This window comes from Solicola agrisoli (assembly GCF_049059935.1).
Taxonomy (GTDB): Bacteria; Actinomycetota; Actinomycetes; order Propionibacteriales; family Nocardioidaceae; genus JAURVT01.
In genome coordinates, this window is sequence record NZ_JBMGQR010000001.1 from 1 (window position 1) to 18,832 (window position 18,832).

Here is an 18,832-nt window from a genome sequence, read left to right on the forward strand (position 1 = left end):
AAGTTGTCCGTACAGGATGGGTCGCAGGGAGCGACGGTGTCAACCGGGGCTGGGTCTCGCCTGGCAGGATCGCGGCATGACGATCATCAAGATCAACGCCATCAGCGTCGCCGAGGGCTCCGGCGACGAGCTGGCCCACCGGTTCGCTGCCCGCGCGGGAGCCGTCGACGGGCAGGACGGCTTCGAGGGCTTCGAGCTGCTCCAGCCCACCGACGAGCGCACCACCTGGCTCGTCATCACCCGCTGGCGCGACGAGGAGTCGTTCCAGGCATGGCTGTCGTCCCCGTCCTTCGCCCACGGCCACCGCTCCCAGGCCGAGCGCGACGGCGGCGACGCCCCCAAGCCCGTCGGCGTCCACTCCGAGCTCTGGTCCTACGCCGTCGCCGGCGGCTCCCCCGGCTGACCCCGGCCGCGGTCTCGGTTTCCCAGGTTCACCTGGGAAACCGACGAGACCACGGGAAGTTCTCCGGGGTGCCGTCGGGACACCAGGTTCACCTGGGAAACCGTCACACCGGAGAGCGTCAGCGCAGCTCGGACGCGCCGGGGCCCTCGGGGGTGTCGCCGAGCATCTCGAGGTCGGCGTGCTGGGCCTTGCCGCGCAGGTCCATCGAGAAGTAGACGTTGTCCCAGCGCTGGTTCTCCACCGCGACGAAGTCGGGGATGCGGCCGTACTCGACGAAGCCGAGGCGCTCGTAGACGTGCATCGCGGCGTGGTTGTTGCCGCGGACGTCGAGGGTGAGGATCTCGATGCCGACCGTGCGGGCGTACTCGATCAGGCCCTCGACCAGGCGGCGGCCGAGGCCGCCCCCACGGGCGTGGGACGAGACCGCGACCCGTCCGATGTCGGCGTGGGGCTGCTCGGTCTCGCCGTCGCGGCGCGTCCAGTACGCGAACCCGACGACCTCGCCGTCGGCCTCGCGCTCGGCCACCACCAGGCAGGCGTCGTCGAAGTCGGCGCCCTGGATCAGGTCGGCGAGCAGCTCGCCGACGTCCGAGCGCGTCGGCGGCTCGACCCAGCCGAGCGCGGCACCCTCCTCGACCATCTCGACGACGAGCCGGTGGATCTGGTCGAGGTGCTCGGGCTCGGGCTCGCTCACGCGCCGGACGACGTACTCGGACTGGCTCACGCAGGTGGCTCCTCGGTTCCCAGGGGGCGGTTCTCGTACGGGATGGACAGCACGATGGTCGTGCGGGTCGACACGTTCGCCGCGGCGCGCACGCGGGCCAGCAGCGTCTCGAGCGCGGGGGTGTCGGCCACCCGCACCTTGAGGATGTAGCTCTCGTCGCCGGCCACGGAGTAGCAGGCCTCGATCTCGGGGATGTGGCGCAGCCGCTCGGGGCAGTCGTCGGGCTCGCTCGGGTCGATCGGGCGGATCGAGATGAACGCCGTCAGGGCCAGGCCGATGACGGCGGGGTCGACAACGGCGCGGTAGCCCGAGATCGCTCCGCGCTGCTCGAGCCGCTTGACGCGCTGGTGCACCGCCGACGTCGACAGGCCGGTGGCCTTGCCGAGGTCGGTGTAGGACAGCCGCCCGTCCGCGGCCAGCAGGCCGAGGATGCGTTGGTCGATCTGTTCCACGCCCGGCACTCTACCGGCGCGGGTCGCCCGGACCGGACGTTCGACGCTCAGGGCAGCGTGACGACATCGCGGGTCGTCAGGTTGAGCCGCTCCAGGCCGTCGTCGGTGCAGACGACGATGTCCTCGATCCGCGCGCCGTGACGGCCCTCGAGGTAGATGCCGGGCTCGATAGAGAAGGCCATGCCCGGCTCGAGCACGATGTCGTTGCCCTCGACGATGTAGGGCTCCTCGTGGGTCTCCAGGCCGATCCCGTGCCCGGTGCGGTGGATGAACAGGTCGCCGTACCCGGCGTCGGCGATCACCCGGCGTCCCACGGCGTCGACGGACTCGGCCGTCACGCCGGGGCGGGCGTAGTCGCACTGCACCTGCTGGGCCTCGCGCAGCACCGCGAACGCCTTCTCGTACTCCGCGGACGGGGTGCCGCCGGCGACGTAGTTGCGCGTGCAGTCCGAGCAGTAGCCGGCCGGGGTGGTGCCCCCGATGTCGACGACGACGGGGTCGCCCGCCTCGATCACGCGGTCGGACACCTCGTGGTGGGGCGAGGCGCCGTTCGGACCGGACCCCACGATGACGAAGTCGACGGTCGCGTGCCCCTCGGCCAGGATCGCGTCGGCGATGTCGGCGCCCACCTCGCGCTCGGTGCGACCGGGACGCAGCCACTCACCCATCCGCGCGTGCACGCGGTCGATGGCCGCGCCCGCCTCGCGCAGCGCGTCCACCTCCTGCGGGGTCTTGCGCATGCGCAGCTCGCGCAGCACGGGGCCGGCGAGCCGCTGCTCGACGCCGGGCATCGCGTGCGCCAGCGCCAGGACCTTCTCGGCCCACATGTGGTTGTCGAGGCCGACGACGCCGCCCTTCACGAGGGTCGCGGTCAGCGCGTACGGGTCGTGCGTCTCCTGCCAGGTGACGATCTCGACGCCGAGCGCCTCCACGCCGGACGCGACGGCGGCCGCGCGCTCCAGGTGCGGGGCCACGAGCACGGGCGTCCCGCTCGACGGGAGCACCAGGCAGGTGAGCCGCTCGAGCGGCTTGGCGTCGTACCCGGTGAGGTAGCGCAGGTCGGGTCCCGGCGAGACCAGCAGGGCGTCGACCCCCTGGTCGGCGGCGGTCTGCTGGGCGCGGCGGAGTCGGTCGGCTGTGTCGGAAGTCATCGCCTGGCACGATACCCGCATGAGTCCGACCGGCCCGCGCCTGATGCTGCTCGACACCGCCTCGCTGTACTTCCGCGCGTTCTACGGCGTGCCCGACACGTTCAAGGCTCCCGACGGCACGCCCGTCAACGCCGTGCGCGGGCTGCTCGACTTCATCGCGACCCTGTCCTCGGGCTACCACCCCGACGCGATCGCGGCGTGCTGGGACGACGACTGGCGCCCGGCGTGGCGCGTCGAGCTGCTGCCGTCGTACAAGGAGCACCGCGTCGCCGAGGTCCGGCCCGGCGTGGACGAGGAGGAGGCGCCCGACGAGCTCGGCGTCCAGGTGCCGCTGATCCGCGAGGTGCTCGCGCTGCTCGGCATCAGCGTGGTGGGCGCGGCCGCGGCCGAGGCCGACGACGTCATCGGCACCCTGGCCACCCGCTGGGAGGGCCCGGTCGAGGTGGTCACCGGCGACCGCGACCTGTTCCAGCTCGTCGACGACGACGCCGGCATTCGCGTGCTCTACACCGCCCGCGGGGTCGGCCGTCACGACAAGGTCGACCGTGCCTGGGTGCACGAGAAGTACGGCGTCGACCCCGATCGCTACGTCGACTTCGCCGTGATGCGCGGCGACCCGTCCGACGGCCTGCCCGGCGTCACCGGAATCGGCGACAAGACCGCCGCACGCCTGCTCAAGGAGTTCGGCGACCTCGACGGGATCCTGGCCGCCGCCGACGACCGTCGCAGCTCCATCACCCCCCGCGTGCGCACCAACCTTCAGGCCGGCCACGACTACGTCGCCCGGGGGCGCAAGGTCGTCGCCGTCGACCGTGAGGTGGAGTGCGGTGAGCCCGGCACCGTCGAGGCGCTCACCCTCACCCCGCTGGACGTCGACGCGCGCGCCGCGGTCGTCGCGTTCGGCGAGACGTGGGGCCTCGGCGGCTCGGTCGAGCGCGTCCTGTCCGCGTTGCCGTAGGAGTTGTCGGTGGCTGGTGATGCCAGGGCATCACCACGCACCGACAAGTCGACGATCAGGGCGCTGAGACCGAGCTGTACGCGACCACGCCGTGGCGCAGCAGGCCGGCGGCCGTGCGGGCCTGCTGGCGCACCGGTGAGTCGGGCCCGGCGGCGTCGGCCACCTGCTCGGTGACGTCGAGCAGCTGCTTGACGGCGCGGACGAAGTCGCCCGCCGCGATCTCGTTCTCGGCGAGCAGCCGGTCGAGCGGGACGCCGGTCGCCCACTGCCAGGCCGCCCAGGCGAACCCGAAGTCGGGCCGCCGCAGGAACGACACCCGGTGCGCGCGCTCGACGGACTCCAGCGAGGCCCAGATCCGGTTCATCGTGGACGCGGCGTCCTGCACGCCGCCCTTGGGGAACTGCGGCGCGTCGGCGTCGTCGGGGTTGCGCGACTCGAACGTCAGCCCGCTCAGCGCCGAGACCAGCTCGGCGGGCGTGAGGTCGTCCCAGACGCCCTTGCGGATGCACTCGCTGGCCACCAGGTCCAGCTCGGAGTAGAGCCGTTGCAGGCGTCGTCCGGTGGGCGTCACCTGGTCGCCGTCGAGGTAGCCCAGCTCGTCGAGCACCTCGCAGACGCGGTCGAACTGCCGCGCGACCGTGTTGGTGCGGTCCTCGATCTTGCGGCGCTGGGCCGTGACGTCGCGCTCGAGCTTGTGGTACCGCTCGGCCCAGCGGGCGTGCGACTCCCGCTCGGGGCAGCCGTGGCACGGGTGGTCGCGCAGACGCTTGCGGATGTGGTCGATCTCGGGGTCGGGGGCGGAGTCACCGCGCTCGGCGCGCCTCGGCCCGCCCTTGCGGGGCGGCGGCAGCTCGCCGGCCCGCTGGCGCAGCGTGGACGCGAGGTCGCGCCGGTTCTGCGGGTTGCGGGCGTTGAACGACTTGGGCACCCGCATCTTGCCCAGCGCCTCGACGGGCGTCGGGAAGTCGACCATGGCCAGACGCCGCGCGTGGCGGTCGGCGGTGAGCACCAGCGGACGGGGCCCGCCGCGGTCGGCCGTCACACCGGGGTCGAGGACGACCGCCAGGCCGGCCCACCGTCCGGCGGGCACCTCGACGATGTCGCCCGGGCGCAGCATCTCCAGCGCCTCGACGACGGTCTGGCGCTCGACCGAGCGTCGCTGCTTGGAGCCCTTGGACTCCCGGTCGCTGAGCTCGCGGCGCAGGGCGGCGTACTCCATGAAGTCGCCGCGGTCGCAGGTGGCGGCCTCGGCGTAGCCGGCCAGCGCCTCCTCGGCCTTCTGCGCCTGGCGGGCGAGCCCGACGACGGCGCGGTCGGCCTGGAACTGCGCGAACGACTGCTCGAGCAGCTGGCGTGCGGTGGCCCGCCCGACCTGGTCGACCAGGTTGACCGCCATGTTGTACGACGGGTGGAACGACGACCGGAGCGGGTAGGTGCGCGTCGACGCGAGGCCGGCGACGTGCCGCGGGTCGAGCCCCGGCTGCCAGAGCACCACGCCGTGCCCCTCGACGTCGATGCCGCGACGGCCGGCGCGTCCGGTGAGCTGGGTGTACTCCCCCGGCGTGACGTCGGCGTGCGTCTCGCCGTTCCACTTCGAGAGCCGCTCGATGACCACCGAGCGCGCGGGCATGTTGATGCCCAGCGCAAGGGTCTCGGTGGCGAAGACGACCTTGACGAGGCCGCGGGTGAACAGCTCCTCGACGCACTCCTTGAACCGCGGCAGCATGCCGGCGTGGTGGCTCGCGATGCCGCGCGCCAGCGCCTCGGAGAACTCGTGGTAGCCCAGCACGTGCAGGTCCTCGGCCGGGATGGACGCGCAGTGGTCCTCCACGAACGCGCGGATCTCGCGCTCCTCGTCGGGCGAGGTGAGGCTGAGCCGGGTGGTGAGGCACTGCTTGACGGCGTCGGCGCAGCCCTTGCGGCTGAAGATGAACACGATCGCGGGCAGCAGCGCCGCCGCGTCGAGCCGTTCGAGCACGTCGATGCGGCTGGGGGTGAAGTTCTTCTGCCGGTTGCGGTGGGACGCGTACTGCTCGCCGCGCTTCTTGCCCCGCCCGTACCTGCCCTGCGACGCGCGCTGCAGGCGCTGGGCGCGCTGGTCGTCGCGGGCGATGCGCTCGAGCTCGCGGTTGACGCGGCGCTCCGACCCGTCGGGGCCGTCCTCGAACAGGTCGTGCATGCGCCGGCCCACCAGCACGTGCTGGTACAGCGGGACCGGTCGCCTCTCCTCGACGATCGTCACGTTGTCGCCGCGCACCTCGGCCAGCCAGTCGCCGAACTCCTCGGCGTTGGACACCGTGGCCGACAGCGACACGACGGCGACGGACTCGGGCAGGTGGATGATGACCTCCTCCCACACCGCCCCGCGGAACCGGTCGGCGAGGTAGTGCACCTCGTCCATCACCACGTAGCCGAGTGTGTCGAGGGTGCGTGAGCCCGCGTAGAGCATGTTGCGCAGGACCTCGGTGGTCATCACGACGACGCTCGCGTCGCCGTTGATCGAGTTGTCGCCCGTCAGCAGTCCGACGCGGTCGGGGCCGTAGCGCTCGACGAGGTCGTGGTACTTCTGGTTCGACAGCGCCTTGATGGGCGTGGTGTAGAAGCACTTGCGGCCCTGCTCGATGGCCAGGTGCGCCGCGAACTCGCCGACGATCGTCTTGCCCGACCCGGTGGGCGCGGCGACGAGGACGCCGTGCCCGTCCTCGAGCGCCTTGCACGCCTCGATCTGGAAGCCGTCGAGACCGAACTCGTACAGGCCCCGGAACTCGGCGACCTGCGGGTTCTGCCTGTCCGCGCGCGACTGGGCATAACGCTCGGCCGGGGAGGTCATGCCACCCACCCTACGTGGGCGGCACGACGCTCACCTGATGTCGTCGTCCTCGCCGCGGTCGCGCCGGATCACGTCGTCGTCGGGGGCGTCGAGGTCGCTCGGCCCCTCGATCGCCGTGGCGCCCACGGCACCGGACGCGACGATGGGCGAGGCCTCGTCGTCGGACCACGACGCGTAGTCGGCGTCGTCCAGGGACCTGGCGGCGCGACGTCGGTCGACGACCCGGGCGATGATCTCGGAGATCATGAACAGCACGGTCATGGGCAGGGCCAGGAACAGCATGCTGATCGGGTCGGTTGACGGGGTCGCGACGGCCGCGAAGACGAAGGTGCCGACGATGATCCAGGGCCGCACCTCGCCGAGCTTCTTGCCGCTCACGACGCCGGCGAAGTTGAGCATCAGCACGAACAGCGGGATCTCGAACGCGACGCCGAAGACCAGCAGCATCCGCAGGATGAAGTTGAGGTAGAGCCCGATGTTGGTGAAGTTGCTGACGCCGTCGGGGGTGAACCCGATCAGGATCTCGATGCCCTTGGGGAGCACGTAGTACCCGACGCCCACGCCGAGGATGAACAGCGGGCCGGCGACGGCGACGAAGGCCATCGTCCACTTGCGCTCGTGCCGGTGCATCGCCGGCACGATGAAGGCCCAGATCTGGTAGAGCCAGACCGGGCTGGACAGCACGATGCCGACGACCAGGCTCGTCTTGAGGAACAGGGTGAGCGGGCCGGCGACGTTGTCGATCACCAGCTGCGCGTCGACGCCCTTCTCGCGCGCCAGGTCGGCGACCGAGGTGGTGTACGGCTGCGTCAGCGCGGCGTAGATCTCGTCGTAGAAGAACGCGGCGACCACCGACAGCACGACGATCGCCAGCACCGACTTGACCAGCCGGTTGCGGAGCTCCCGGAGGTGCTCCATGAGCGGCATGCTGCCGTCAGGGGTCGCCGGCGACGGCGCGCTCCCCCGGCGGAACGAGAGGGCCACGGACTACCCGCGCCTCAGGCGTTGTCGTCGCGCTGCAGGCGGCGCAGGGACTCCTCGGGCGTCTCCGCACCGGTGGCGCCGCTCTCGCGGGGCAGCTGCTGCGGCTGGGCGGCGCGCTGGGGCTTGGCGGCCGGGTCGTCGACGGCCTTGGTCTTCTCGTCGTCGTCGTCGCTCATCAGGCCGGACGTCTCGGACTTAAAGATGCGCAGGGCTCGGCCGGAGCCGCGGGCCAGCTCGGGGAGCTTCTTGGCGCCGAACAGCAGCACCACGACCAGGAGGATCAGGATGATCTCGGTCGGACCTAGGTTGCCCATCAGGGTGACTCCTCTTCGCGGGTGCGCGCGTCGTCACCGACGCCGGTCGCTTCGTCCTCACTGTACGCCCCGAGCGCCAGGCGGGCCCGGGACCTCACGTCGTCGGCCAGTGACGCAGGCTCGACGACCACGACGGTACCCGCCTGCCTCAGGACGAAGCGACGCAGCCACTCCTCGTCACCGCGCATCGTCACGCGGACGATGCCGTCGTCGCGGTCCTGGCGGTCCTCGAGCGCGTAGTACTCGCAGATCCAGTGCGCGTTCGGGCTGAGGTCGAGCACCGCGTACGGGCCCTCGCCGTGGGGGCGGTAGACGCCCTGGCTGAGGTCGCGCGGGGCGACCTCGGGGTGGTCCTCGGCCGGGACGTCGAGCACCTCGACCCCCACGACGCGGTCGAGCCGGAACAGCCGCAGGTCCTCGGCGCGGTGGCACCAGCCCTCGAGGTAGGTGCGTCCCTCGGCGGTGAGCACGCGCAGCGGGTCGACGTCGCGCTCGGTGCGCTCGTCGCGCCAGGGCACCAGGTAGGTCAGGTGCACGCGCCGACGCTCGCGGACCGCGGTGGCGAGCCGGTCGCGCAGCGCGGTGTCGACGTCCTCGTCGAGCACCACCTCGACGGCCGCGCTGGCCGCCGCCGCGTCTCCGGCGGCCGACTCCAGCTTGGCCAGGGCGCGCTCGATGACGTCGCGCTCGTCGCCGGTGGCGCTCTCGCGCAGCGTGCGCAGCGCCACGACCAGCGCGACGGCCTCGCGTGCGGTGAGGCGGACGGGACGCGACAGGAACTCGGCGTTGTCGACGTAGACGACGCCCTGGCCGCGCAGGGCGTCCATGTCGACGTCGATCATCTCGCCGGTGACGGCACCGGGCAGACCGCAGAACCACAGCACGTTGAGGTCCTTGACGATCTGGCGACGCGGGACGCCGAAGGTCTCGGCCACCTGCGCCACCGGCACGCCCTCGTTGCCGCGCAGGTAGGGCACCAGGGCCAGCATCCGGGTCACCTGCTCCTGGGAGGTGCTCACGCGTCGTCCCCCGCCAGCCGGCGCAGGCCGTCGACCACGCGTGCACGCAGCTCGGCCGGCTCCAGCACCACGACGTCGGGCCCGTAGCTGACGACGTCCTCGGCGAGCTCGCCGACCATGCCGTAGGGGACCTCGAGACGGTCCCAGCGGTCGTCCTCGACGGTCTCGGACGCGGCCCGACGGCGTAGGCCGAGGCCGGCGCCCGAACGCACGCGCAGGACGGCCGTCGAGGCGGCCGGCGCCGGGAACAGCGAGGTGGCCATCGCCTCGACGTCGAGGTCCTCGGGCACGTCGTACTCCCCCGCCGCCCCGGCGGGCGTCACCTCGCCCACCACCCGCGACAGACGGAACATGCGCGGCGCGTCGCGACCGCGGTCGCGTCCGGCGAGGTACCAGCGGCCGTGCCACGACAGGACGCTCCACGGCTCGACCTCGCGCCAGGTGCGGTCGTGGCCGGGGCGCTGGTAGGTGAACGTGACGGGGGTGCGCGACACGACGGCGTCCCACAGCGGCTCGAACGCGGGCTCGCTCGCGGCGAGCCGGGGCTCGATGCCCGTCAGCCCGGACGCGTCGACCTGCTGGCCCGCCGCGCGCAGCTTGAGCAGCGCGGACTGGGTGGCGTCGGCGAGCCGCGCCTGCTGCCAGACCCGCGCCGCGAGCCCCACGACGGCGGCCTCGTCCGGCTCGAGCGAGATCTCGGGCAGCTCGAACGCGTCGCGGCGGATCCGGTAGCCGAGCTCGTCGCCGAACACCGCGTCGTGCGAGCCGGTCTCGATCTCGACGCCGATCTCGCGCAGCTCCTCCTTGTCGCGCTCGAACATCCGCCCGAAGGCCTCGTCGTTCTGGTCGCGGTACCCCTCGACGGCGTGCCGGATGCGCTCCTTGGACAGGTACGACGGGGTGACGAGGAGCGCGATGACCAGGTTCATCAACCGCTCGCTCTTGCGTGCCGACATGGGTGGAGCGTGTCAGCCGATCTTGAGGATGTCGACCACGAAGACCAGCGTGTCGGTCCCCTGGATGCCGGCCTGGCTGTTGCCCTGGACGCCGTAGCCGTCGGCGGGCGGGATGGTGATGACGACGCGGTCGCCGACCTTCTTGCCCACCAGGCCGGTGATGAAGCCCGGGATCAGCTGGCCCTCGGCCAGGGTGAAGTCGGCGGCCTGGCCGCGGGTGTAGGAGCTGTCGAACTCCTTGAGGTCGCGGCCGTTGATGCCCACGTAGTTCACGTTGATCGTGTCGCCGGCCTTGACCACCGCGCCGTCGCCCTCACGGGTGACCTTGGACTCGGTCTTGTCGACGTAGAAGTCCTTCTTCACCTCGACCTTGGGGGCCTTGCCCTCGGCGCCGGTGACCTTGACGTCGGCGATGGTGCCGGTGGCGGCCTTGGGCTCGATCTTGGAGACCAGGTCGAACACCCAGACCATCGTGTCGGTCTTGTTCAGGCCGATCTGCTCGTTGCCGTCGGGGAAGCCGTCCTTGGCCGGGATCGCGACCAGCACGCGGCTGCCGATCTTCTTGCCCTCCAGGCCCTTGACGAAGCCCGGCACGAGCGACTCGGCGGTGAGCGTCGTCGACAGCGGCTCGCCACCCTGGCTGAACGAGCTGCCGAACTCCTTGCCGGTGCGACCGTTGACGCCCACGAAGTCGAGCGACAACGAGTCACCCTCCTTGACGGCGGCGCCGTCGCCCTCGTCGAGGACCTTGGACTCCGTCGACGTCACCGAGAAGTCCTTGCCGGTGGTGACCTTGGGGGTCTTGCCGAACGCGCCGGTCACCTTCACGCCGTCGATGCCGTCGCCGGAGCCACCGCCGTCACCACCACCACCGCACGCGGTGAGCGCGAGGACGAGGACGGTCAGGCAGGCGAGCAGACGGCGCACGGTGGTTCAGGCCTCCGGGGTGGGGAAAGTCGAGAGCCCACCAGTGGCGGGCCTCCCCCAGCGTAACCACCGCCCGGTCGCCGACAAGGACGGCGGGTTACATGCCCTCGATCAGCTTGTGCACGCGCTCGTCGTGCGACCGGAACGGGTCCTTGCACAGGACGGTGCGCTGCGCCTGGTCGTTGAGCTTGAGGTGCACCCAGTCGACGGTGAAGTCGCGGCGACGCTCCTGGGCCTTCTTGATGAAGTCGCCGCGCAGGCGGGCGCGGGTGGTCTGCGGGGGCACCGACTTGGCCGCGAACACGTCGAGGTCGTTGGTGACGCGGGCGACGGCGCCCTTCTTCTCGAGCAGGTAGTACAGGCCGCGGTCGCGGTGGATGTCGTGGTACGCCAGGTCGAGCTGGGCGATGCGGGGGTGGCCGAGGCCGATGTCGTTCTTGGCGCAGTAGCGCTCGAGCAGCTTGTACTTGATCACCCAGTCGATCTCGCGCTCGACGAGCGACAGGTCGCCGGAGTCCACGGCCTTGACGGTGCGCTCCCACAGGTCGAGCACGCGCTCGATGGTGGGCGTGGCCAGCCCGTTGCGGTCGACGAAGTCGCGCGCCTTGGTGAGGTACTCGGTCTGGATCTCGATCGCCGACAGCTCGCGGCCGTTGGCCAGCGCCACCTTGCGGCTGCCGGTCATGTCGTGCGCGATCTCGCGGATGGCGCGGATGGGGTTGTCGAGGGTCATGTCGCGCATGACGACGCCCGCCTCGATCATCCGCAGCACGAGGTCGGTGGTGGCGACCTTGAGCATCGCGGTGGTCTCGCTCATGTTGGAGTCGCCGACGATGACGTGCAGGCGGCGGAACCGCTCGGCGTCGGCGTGCGGCTCGTCGCGGGTGTTGATGATCGGCCGCGAGCGGGTGGTGGCGCTCGAGACGCCCTCCCAGATGTGCTCGGCGCGCTGGCTGACCGAATAGATCGCGCCGCGCGGCGTCTGCTGCACCTTGCCGGCACCGCAGATGATCTGCCGGCTCACCAGGAACGGGATCAGGACGTCGGCGATCTTGTTGAACTCGCCGTCGCGACCCACCAGGTAGTTCTCGTGGCAGCCGTAGGAGTTGCCGGCCGAGTCGGTGTTGTTCTTGAACAGGTAGATGTCGCCGAGGATGCCGTCCTCGCGGAGCCGCTGCTGGGCGTCGATGAGCAGGCCCTCGAGGATCCGCTCCCCCGCGCGGTCGTGCGTGATCAGCTCGGTGATCTCGTCGCACTCGGGCGTGGCGTACTCGGGGTGGCTGCCGACGTCGAGGTACAGCCTCGCGCCGTTGCGCAGGAAGACGTTGCTGCTGCGGCCCCACGACACGACCCGGCGGAACAGGTACCGCGCCACCTCGTCGGGCGACAGTCGGCGCTGACCCTTGAACGTGCAGGTGACGCCGTACTCGTTCTCGATGCCGAAGATGCGACGGTCCACTGTCTCAGCCTAGGTCGGTGGGGCTGTTCTGCAGGGCAGTGCGGACCGCGTCGCGGGTGATCCGGCGGAACTTGCGGGGACGGGCGCGGGTGCGGTCGAGCACCGCGACCTCCAGGAACCCGGCCTCGACGGTGCGGGGCTCGGTGCCGTCGTGGCCCAGGGCGTCGGCGGCCAGGCGCAGCGCGGCGTCGAGGTCGAGGCCGTCGGTGAAGTGCTCCGACAGCCAGGTGCCGACGGTCTCGGCCTGCCCGCCCATCACGCCGTGGCCCTGGACGTCGGCCACCGAGCCGTCGTAGGTGAGGCGGTAGATCTGGTCGCCGTCGGCGTCGTCGCCCACCTCGGCGACGAAGATCTCGACCTCGTACGGCTTCTCGCCGCCCGAGGAGAAGATCGTGCCGAGCGTCTGGGCGTAGGCGTTGGCCAGCCCGCGGCCGGTGACGTCGCGCCGGTCGTAGGAGTAGCCGCGGACGTCGGCGAGGCGGACGCCCGCGATGCGGAGGTTCTCGAACTCGTTGTAGCGGCCCACCGCGGCGAACCCGATGCGGTCGTAGATCTCGCTGATCTTGTGCAGCGCCTGCGAGGGGTTCTCGGCGACGAACAGGACGCCGTCGGCGTACTGCACCACGACCACGCTGCGGCCCCGGGCGATGCCCTTGCGGGCGAAGTCCGCCCGGTCCTTCATCAGCTGCTCGGGCGAGACGTAGAACGGGGCGGTCACGGTGCCTTCTTCCTGGGGCTGGGTGGGCGGGACGAGGGGCGGGTCAGGTGAGCCCGGCGACGGGGCCGTCGGGGCGCGTCATCCGGCCACCGATGACGGCGTCGGCGACGGCGGCGGTGGCGTCCTCGTCCCACTGGCGGTAGCCGTCGGCGGTGACGACCGAGACGAGCGGGAAGATCCGACGCGTGAGGTCGGGGCCGCCCGTCGCAGAGTCGTCGTCGGCGGCGTCGTACAGCGCCTGGATGGCCGCGGTGACCGTCTCGGTCTCGGTGAGGTCGTCGCGGTAGAGCTTCTTGAGCGCGCCCCGAGCGAACGTCGAGCCCGAGCCCACCGAGTGGAAGGTGCGCTCCTCGTTCTTGTTGCCCGTGACGTCGAAGGCGAAGATCCGCCCCACCTGGGCGTCGATGTCGAAGGCGGCGAACAGGGGGACGACGGCGAGGCCCTGCATGGCCATGCCGAGGTTGCCGCGGATCAGGGCGGCCAGGCGGTTGGCCTTGCCGTCGGTGGAGAGCGTGGCGCCCTCGATCTTCTCGTAGTGCTCGAGCTCGACCTGGAACAGCCGCGTCATCTCGACCGCGAGGCCCGCGGTGCCGGCGATGCCGACGCAGGAGTACTCGTCGGTCGGGAAGACCTTCTGGATGTCGCGCTGGGCGATGACGTTGCCCATGGTGGCGCGGCGGTCGCCGGCCATGACGACGCCGCCGGGGAACGTCGCGGCGACGATGGTCGTGCCGTGGGTGGGCGCCGGGGACAGGCTCTCGGTGCCCGGGCGGTTGCGCGGGAGCGCGTCGGGCACCTGGCTGCCGAGGAACTCGGCGAACGAGGAGGTGCCGGGACGCAGGTAGGCGTCGGGCAGCATCTACTGCCCGCCCTTCTGCACGAAGCTGCGCACGAACTCCTCGGCGTTCTCCTCGAGCACGTCGTCGATCTCGTCGAGGATCGAGTCGACGTCGTCGTCGAGCTTGCCCTTGCGCTCGGCGACGTCCTCGGAGGAGTCGACCTGCGTCTCCTCCTCGACCTCGCTGCTCCTGCGGGGGGTCTTGTGCTGCTGTCCGCCGTCGCGCGCCATGGTCCACCTCGTCCGGGTCGTGGGGTGCCTTGATTCGTGGTGCCGACGGTCCCGCCGGACCGTCACCTCGACCCTATAACGGGGGTGGGACCCACGTCCGACGACGCGGCGACGTCTCACCGCGACGGGTCGGCCGGGGAATCGGCCTATGACCGCCCACGACGGCCGTACGCCGATTCTCCCGTCGTCACGCGCCGGTCGTGCCGCGCGCTACCGCCCCGTGATGGCGGCGAACAGCTCGGCGGCGGTGGAGCTGCGCTCGAACAGGTCGCCGACGTGCTCGCGGGTGCCACGGAGGGGCTCGAGGGTGGGCACGCGCTGCAGTGAGTCGTGGTCGGGGAGGTCGAAGATCACCGAGTCCCACGACGCGGCCGCCACCTGGTCGGGGAAGCGGGCCAGGCAGGTGCCGCGGAAGTAGGCGCGGGTGTCGTGCGGGGGCGTGGCGACGGCGGCCGCGACCTCGTCGTCGGTGAGCAGGCGCTGCATGCGTCCGGTGTCGACGAGGCGGTGGTACAAGCCCTTGCCGAGCCGGACGTCGGCGTACTGCAGGTCCACCAGGTGCAGCTTGGCGTGGTCCCAGTTCAGGCCGTCGCGGTCGCGGTACTGCTCGAGCAGCTTGAGCTTGGCGACCCAGTCGAGCTGGTCGGCCAGGCTCATCGGGTCGGACTCCAACCGGTCCAGGACGTCCTCCCAGCGCGCGAGCACGTCCTGGGTCTGCTTGGCGTGGGTGTCGTCGGTGTCGTAGGAGCCCTGCTGGACGAACTTCTGCGCCAGGGCCAGGTACTCGCGCTGCAGCTCGACCGCGGTGATGCGGCGTCCGTCCGCCAGCTCGATCTCGTGCTGCAGCGAGTAGTCGTGCGACACCTCGTGCACCGCCTGGACGGGTCGGGTGATCGCCAGGCCCGACGGGATGGCGCCGGCCTCGATCATCGCGATCACCAGCGAGGTGGTGCCGACCTTGAGGTAGGTGGAGATCTCCGAGCAGTTCGCGTCGCCGATGATGACGTGGAGGCGGCGGTACTTCTGCGGGTCGGCGTGCGGCTCGTCGCGGGTGTTGATGATCGGGCGCTTGAGCGTGGTCTCGAGCCCGACGCCGACCTCGAAGTAGTCGGCGCGCTGGCTGATCTGGAACCCCTGCTCGCTGCCGTCCTGCGCGCGCCCGACCCGTCCGGCGCCGGTGACCACCTGGCGCGAGACGAAGAACGGCGTGAGGTGCTCGACGATCGCCGCGAACGGGACGTCGCGCCGCATCAGGTAGTTCTCGTGGGTGCCGTAGGAGGCGCCCTTGTTGTCGACGTTGTTCTTGTAGAGCAGGATCGGCGTCGCTCCGGGGACGCGCCCGGCCAGCTCGGCGGCGCGGCGCATGACGTGCTCGCCCGCGACCTCCCACAGCACGGCGTCGCGCGGGTTGGTGGTCTCGGGGGCGGAGTACTCCGGGTGCGCGTGGTCGACGTAGAGCCGCGCACCGTTGGCCAGGATGACGTTGGCCAGCCCGAGGTCCTCGTCGGTGAGCAGGCCGGGGTCGGCCTGGTCGCGGCCGAGGTCGAAGCCGCGCGCGTCGCGCAGCGGGCTCTCCTCCTCGAAGTCCCAGCGGGCCCGCCGCGTCAGGCCGTGGGCGCTGGCGTACGCGTTGACGATCTGGGTGGCGGCGAGCATCGGGTTGGCGCCCGGCTGCCCCTGGACGGAGATGCCGTACTCGACCTCGGTGCCGACGACACGCGTCACAGTCATGCCCGCAACCCTACGCTGGGGTCGTGGACGAGGTGGGTCAGGAGCAGGTGGGGCTGTTCGACGTCGAGGGACGCCCGGCGGGCACGGCGCCCCGGGCACGGGTGCGTCGCGAGAACCTCCTGCACGCCGCCACCGCGGTCCTCGTGCGCGACGGCACCGGACGCGTCTACGTCCACCGCCGCACGACCACCAAGGACGTCTACCCGGGCCTGCACGACTACGTCGCGGGCGGGGTGCTGCAGGCCGGGGAGGACCCGACCGAGGGTGCCGTCCGCGAGCTCGAGGAGGAGCTGGGCGTCAGCGGCGTCCCGCTGTCGCCGCTCGGCGCGAGCCTCTACGAGGACGAGCACACCCGTTACTGGGCGCACCGGTTCGAGGCGGTCTGGCACGGCCCCGTCCGCTGGCAGCCCAGCGAGGTCGACTGGGGCACCTGGATGACGCCCGACGAGCTGCGCGCCCACCTCGCCGACCCCGCCTGGCCGTTCGTGCCCGACACGCGCGCCGTGATGGGGCCGGTGCTCCGCACGCTCTGACCGGGCCGTCCCCGGCGCGTGGTTGTGTGGGCCCATGGCGAGCGCCCGCACCGACGTGGTGTCCTCCACGGTCTTCGTCCTGTGCTGGAGCTCGGGCTTCGTCGGGGCGCGCCTGGGCACGGCGGTGGCCTCGCCCGTCACGGTCCTCGGCTGGCGGTTCGCGTGCCTCGGCCTGGTGCTGCTGGCGGTCTGCCTCGTGCTGCGCGTGCGGTTCGCCGCCCGCACCGTGCGCCAGCAGGCGCTCCTGGGAACCCTGCAGCAGGTCTGCTACCTGGGGCTCGTGTTCTGGGCGATCTCGCTCGGGGTGCCGGCCGGCCTGGCCGCGCTGGTGACGTCCATGCAGCCGCTGCTGGTCTCCACCGTCGCCGGACCGCTCCTCGGCGAGCGGGTGACGCGGTGGCAGCGCGTGGGGCTGGTCGTCGGCCTGGCCGGCGTGGCGCTGGTGGTCGGCGGCGACCTGGGCGGCTCGTCCGCACCGTGGTGGGCGTACCTGCTGCCCGTCGCCGCCATGCTCACGATGGCCGTCGGCACCGTCACCGAGCGTCGCTGGCGCACGAGCGAGTCGCTGCTCCAGGTCGTCACGGTGCAGTCGGTCGTGGCCGCGCTGGTCTTCGGCGTGGTGGGCGCCCTGACGGGGCACGCCGCACCCCCGCCCGACGTCCAGTTCTGGGTGGCCGTCGCGTGGCTGGTCGGGCTGTCGAGCATCGGCGGGTACGGCGCCTTCGTGTTCGTCAGCCGGCGCCAGGGCGCCACCCGCGCGAGCACCCTGCTGTACCTGACGCCGCCGACGGTGATGGTGTGGACGTTCCTGATGTTCGGCGACACCGTGACCGCGCTCGGGCTGACTGGCCTGGTCGTCTGCGCCGCCGGCGTCACCCTCGCGCTGCGCTCGCGCGGCGGTCCGCAGCCCGTCGGGTGACCATGGACGGGTGCCCGTCCTCCCCGCTCCCCCGGTCGGCGTCGACGCGGCCGTCGACTGGGTGCGCGAGCACCTCGGCCACCTCACCTGCGACGACGTGCACCCCTCGGCGATCCGCGGGGGCCAGTCGGCCGCCGACGCCGCGCTCGCCGGTCTCGACGTCTCCGGGTACGCCTCGAGCCGCAGCACGGTCGCGCCGGTCGCACGGCGCGGCGCGTCCCGGATGTCGCCGTACATCCGCCACGGCCTGGTCGACCTGCCGACGGTGTGGGCCGCCGTGGCCGACGCACCTTCGCGCGACCGCGGCAAGTACCGCGACGAGCTGCTCTGGCAGGAGTACGCACGCCACCTCTACGCCCGAGTCGGCGCCGACCTCGGGTCGTCGATGCGCCACGAGCAGCCGGTGGGCGACTGGGCCGACGGGACGGGCCGGTTCGGCCCGCACGAACCGTGGCCGCAGGAGATGGCCTGCATGCAGGCCACCGTCACCGAGCTGCACGACGACGGCTGGCTGGTGAACCAGACCCGGATGTGGCTCGCCAGCCAGTGGGCGGTCCGTGCGGGCGCGGCGTGGCGCGACGGCGAGGACGAGATGTTCCGCCACCTGGTCGACGGGTCGCGGGCCGCCAACCGCCTGGGCTGGCAGTGGACGGTCGGCACCGGGAGCGGCAAGCCCTACGGCTTCAGCCGCTGGCAGGTCGAGAAGCGCGCCCCCGGCGTCTGCGGACGCTGCGCCCTGCGCGACGCCTGCCCGGTGCAGGACTGGCCCGAGTCCGGCACTGGCGCCCGGATCGAGCCGCCGGCCGGCCTGGGCGGCGGCGACACCGACGCCGGACCGGTCGAGCCGCTCGTCAACGGCACGCCCGAGGCGGTCTGGCTCACCGCCGAGTCGCTCGGCGTGGACGACCCCGCGCTCGCCGCCCACCCGGACCTGCCCGCGGTGTTCGTCCTCGACGAGCCGCTGCTGGGCCGGTTGCGGCTCTCGGGCAAGCGGCTGGTGTTCCTGGCCGAGACGCTGGCCGAGCTGGGCTGCGAGGTCCGGCTCGGCGACCCGGTCGAGGAGCTGGCCGGGACGCCGCTCGCCACCACGTTCGCCCCGGTGCCGGGCTGGCGACGACGCGCCGACCGTCTCGACGTCGCGGCCCTGCACCCCTGGCGCTGGCTCCGATGTCCCGGCGGCGGGACGCTGCGGTCGTTCAGCGCCTGGGTGCGCAAGGACGGGTCGCGCTGACCGCCAGGTCGCGTCCGAGGTAGACGCTCAGCGGGCTGTCGGCGTAGTGGCCGAACGCCTCGACGTCGGTGTACCCGCCCGAGCGGTACATCGCGACGGCGGCGGGCTGCATCAGCCCGGTCTCGAGCACCAGGCGCCGCGCACCGGCCTCGGCGGCGGTGCGCTCCAGCCAGTGCAGCATCTGCCGGGCGTGCCCGCGCCCGCGGTGCTCGTCGGGCACGTACATCCGCTTGATCTCGGCGCGCTCGTCGTCGAGCTGGCGCCACCCGCCCATCGCGACCGGCACGCCGTCGGCCAGCCCCACGCCGAACAGACCGGCCGGCGGCACGAACTGCGCGCCGTCGGCCGGGCCCTCGTCCGGCGAGCCGTACAGCACCGTGTACTCGGCCTGCACGCGCTCCACCAGCGCGACGACCTGCGGGTGGTCGTACGCGCGGACCTCGATGCGCATGCC

20 protein-coding genes are annotated in these 18,832 nt (G+C 72.0%); 5 read left to right on the top strand and 15 right to left on the bottom strand.

Annotated elements, in window-relative coordinates; genetic code table 11:
* The first annotated feature begins 76 nt into the window (after positions 1-76).
* Positions 77-403: an antibiotic biosynthesis monooxygenase family protein gene (locus tag ACI6PP_RS00005; RefSeq protein ID WP_421107972.1), complete on the top strand. Its 327-nt coding sequence runs from the start codon at positions 77-79 to the stop codon at positions 401-403.
* A gap of 118 nt (positions 404-521) precedes the next feature.
* Here the strand turns inward: ACI6PP_RS00005 and ACI6PP_RS00010 are convergent, their stop codons facing one another.
* The 3 genes from ACI6PP_RS00010 to ACI6PP_RS00020 are packed head-to-tail and all read right to left on the bottom strand — an operon-like array spanning position 522 to position 2,730.
* On the bottom strand, positions 522-1,127 hold the full coding sequence (locus tag ACI6PP_RS00010) for a GNAT family N-acetyltransferase (protein ID WP_421107974.1): 606 nt from the start codon (positions 1,125-1,127) through the stop codon (positions 522-524).
* On the bottom strand, positions 1,124-1,579 hold the full coding sequence (locus ACI6PP_RS00015) for an Lrp/AsnC family transcriptional regulator (protein WP_421107976.1): 456 nt from the start codon (positions 1,577-1,579) through the stop codon (positions 1,124-1,126). Before ACI6PP_RS00015 ends, ACI6PP_RS00010 begins: the two co-directional genes overlap by 4 nt.
* Positions 1,580-1,626: 47 nt before the next feature.
* A complete protein-coding gene (locus ACI6PP_RS00020; RefSeq protein WP_421107977.1) occupies positions 1,627-2,730 on the bottom strand; it encodes a M24 family metallopeptidase in 1,104 nt (367 codons plus the stop codon).
* Positions 2,731-2,749: 19 nt separating this feature from the next.
* Between ACI6PP_RS00020 and ACI6PP_RS00025 the strand changes: the two genes are divergently transcribed.
* Entirely contained in the window at positions 2,750-3,688 is a 939-nt protein-coding gene (locus ACI6PP_RS00025) for a 5'-3' exonuclease (RefSeq protein ID WP_421107978.1), read from the top strand.
* 55 nt (positions 3,689-3,743) lie between these two features.
* On the opposite strand, the gene ACI6PP_RS00030 is transcribed toward ACI6PP_RS00025, so the two are convergent.
* From ACI6PP_RS00030 to dop, 11 genes are all read right to left on the bottom strand, one after another.
* Complete coding sequence (locus tag ACI6PP_RS00030) at positions 3,744-6,518, bottom strand: DEAD/DEAH box helicase (protein ID WP_421107979.1); 2,775 nt, start codon at positions 6,516-6,518, stop codon at positions 3,744-3,746.
* Positions 6,519-6,548: 30 nt separating this feature from the next.
* On the bottom strand, positions 6,549-7,436 hold the full coding sequence (tatC, locus tag ACI6PP_RS00035; RefSeq protein WP_421107981.1) for a twin-arginine translocase subunit TatC: 888 nt from the start codon (positions 7,434-7,436) through the stop codon (positions 6,549-6,551).
* Positions 7,437-7,516: 80 nt separating this feature from the next.
* The gene (gene tatA / locus ACI6PP_RS00040) at positions 7,517-7,816 is read right to left on the bottom strand and encodes a Sec-independent protein translocase subunit TatA (RefSeq protein WP_421107983.1); all 300 of its coding nucleotides are present in this window, start codon (positions 7,814-7,816) and stop codon (positions 7,517-7,519) included.
* A complete protein-coding gene (locus ACI6PP_RS00045) occupies positions 7,816-8,835 on the bottom strand; it encodes a helix-turn-helix transcriptional regulator (protein WP_421107985.1) in 1,020 nt (339 codons plus the stop codon). The genes tatA and ACI6PP_RS00045 overlap by 1 nt, the downstream gene beginning before the upstream one ends.
* Positions 8,832-9,791, bottom strand: coding sequence for a helix-turn-helix transcriptional regulator (locus ACI6PP_RS00050; protein WP_421107987.1), 960 nt, complete (start codon positions 9,789-9,791; stop codon positions 8,832-8,834). The genes ACI6PP_RS00045 and ACI6PP_RS00050 overlap by 4 nt, the downstream gene beginning before the upstream one ends.
* Before the next feature lie 12 nt (positions 9,792-9,803).
* A complete protein-coding gene (locus ACI6PP_RS00055; RefSeq protein WP_421107988.1) occupies positions 9,804-10,718 on the bottom strand; it encodes an FKBP-type peptidyl-prolyl cis-trans isomerase in 915 nt (304 codons plus the stop codon).
* Positions 10,719-10,815: 97 nt separating this feature from the next.
* Positions 10,816-12,177, bottom strand: coding sequence for a Pup--protein ligase (pafA, locus tag ACI6PP_RS00060; protein WP_421107989.1), 1,362 nt, complete (start codon positions 12,175-12,177; stop codon positions 10,816-10,818).
* A 4-nt stretch (positions 12,178-12,181) separates the two neighbouring features.
* Positions 12,182-12,895 (bottom strand): proteasome subunit alpha, encoded by a 714-nt coding sequence (prcA, locus tag ACI6PP_RS00065; RefSeq protein WP_421107990.1) that lies wholly within the window; start codon positions 12,893-12,895, stop codon positions 12,182-12,184.
* 43 nt (positions 12,896-12,938) lie between these two features.
* Complete coding sequence (gene prcB, locus ACI6PP_RS00070) at positions 12,939-13,754, bottom strand: proteasome subunit beta (RefSeq protein WP_421107992.1); 816 nt, start codon at positions 13,752-13,754, stop codon at positions 12,939-12,941.
* Entirely contained in the window at positions 13,755-13,964 is a 210-nt protein-coding gene (locus ACI6PP_RS00075; protein WP_421107993.1) for a ubiquitin-like protein Pup, read from the bottom strand.
* 210 nt (positions 13,965-14,174) lie between these two features.
* Positions 14,175-15,695: a depupylase/deamidase Dop gene (gene dop / locus ACI6PP_RS00080; protein ID WP_421107994.1), complete on the bottom strand. Its 1,521-nt coding sequence runs from the start codon at positions 15,693-15,695 to the stop codon at positions 14,175-14,177.
* A 23-nt stretch (positions 15,696-15,718) separates the two neighbouring features.
* Between dop and ACI6PP_RS00085 the strand changes: the two genes are divergently transcribed.
* The 3 genes from ACI6PP_RS00085 to ACI6PP_RS00095 are packed head-to-tail and all read left to right on the top strand — an operon-like array spanning position 15,719 to position 18,378.
* Positions 15,719-16,228, top strand: coding sequence for an NUDIX hydrolase (locus ACI6PP_RS00085; protein WP_421107995.1), 510 nt, complete (start codon positions 15,719-15,721; stop codon positions 16,226-16,228).
* A 34-nt stretch (positions 16,229-16,262) separates the two neighbouring features.
* On the top strand, positions 16,263-17,147 hold the full coding sequence (locus tag ACI6PP_RS00090) for a DMT family transporter (RefSeq protein ID WP_421107996.1): 885 nt from the start codon (positions 16,263-16,265) through the stop codon (positions 17,145-17,147).
* Between the two features lie 10 nt (positions 17,148-17,157).
* Positions 17,158-18,378, top strand: a complete 1,221-nt coding sequence (locus tag ACI6PP_RS00095; RefSeq protein ID WP_421107997.1) for an FAD-binding domain-containing protein — start codon at positions 17,158-17,160, stop codon at positions 18,376-18,378.
* Here the strand turns inward: ACI6PP_RS00095 and ACI6PP_RS00100 are convergent.
* Positions 18,344-18,829, bottom strand: coding sequence for a GNAT family N-acetyltransferase (locus ACI6PP_RS00100; RefSeq protein ID WP_421107998.1), 486 nt, complete (start codon positions 18,827-18,829; stop codon positions 18,344-18,346). The two genes, ACI6PP_RS00095 and ACI6PP_RS00100, sit on opposite strands and share 35 nt — an antisense overlap.
* Positions 18,830-18,832: the final 3 nt, after the last annotated feature.

Excerpts from the sequence above, each read along its gene's own strand:
- dop (WP_421107994.1), bottom strand. The coding sequence starts at position 15,695 with ATGACTGTGACGCGTGTCGTCGGCACCGAGGTCGAGTACGGCATCTCC.
- ACI6PP_RS00020 (WP_421107977.1), bottom strand. The coding sequence starts at position 2,730 with ATGACTTCCGACACAGCCGACCGACTCCGCCGCGCCCAGCAGACCGCC.
- prcB (WP_421107992.1), bottom strand. The coding sequence starts at position 13,754 with ATGCTGCCCGACGCCTACCTGCGTCCCGGCACCTCCTCGTTCGCCGAG.
- tatA (WP_421107983.1), bottom strand. The coding sequence starts at position 7,816 with ATGGGCAACCTAGGTCCGACCGAGATCATCCTGATCCTCCTGGTCGTG.
- tatC (WP_421107981.1), bottom strand. The coding sequence starts at position 7,436 with ATGGAGCACCTCCGGGAGCTCCGCAACCGGCTGGTCAAGTCGGTGCTG.
- ACI6PP_RS00100 (WP_421107998.1), bottom strand. The coding sequence starts at position 18,829 with ATGCGCATCGAGGTCCGCGCGTACGACCACCCGCAGGTCGTCGCGCTG.
- ACI6PP_RS00025 (WP_421107978.1), top strand. The coding sequence starts at position 2,750 with ATGAGTCCGACCGGCCCGCGCCTGATGCTGCTCGACACCGCCTCGCTG.
- ACI6PP_RS00090 (WP_421107996.1), top strand. The coding sequence starts at position 16,263 with ATGGCGAGCGCCCGCACCGACGTGGTGTCCTCCACGGTCTTCGTCCTG.
- ACI6PP_RS00030 (WP_421107979.1), bottom strand. The coding sequence starts at position 6,518 with ATGACCTCCCCGGCCGAGCGTTATGCCCAGTCGCGCGCGGACAGGCAG.
- ACI6PP_RS00050 (WP_421107987.1), bottom strand. The coding sequence starts at position 9,791 with ATGTCGGCACGCAAGAGCGAGCGGTTGATGAACCTGGTCATCGCGCTC.
- ACI6PP_RS00005 (WP_421107972.1), top strand. The coding sequence starts at position 77 with ATGACGATCATCAAGATCAACGCCATCAGCGTCGCCGAGGGCTCCGGC.
- ACI6PP_RS00075 (WP_421107993.1), bottom strand. The coding sequence starts at position 13,964 with ATGGCGCGCGACGGCGGACAGCAGCACAAGACCCCCCGCAGGAGCAGC.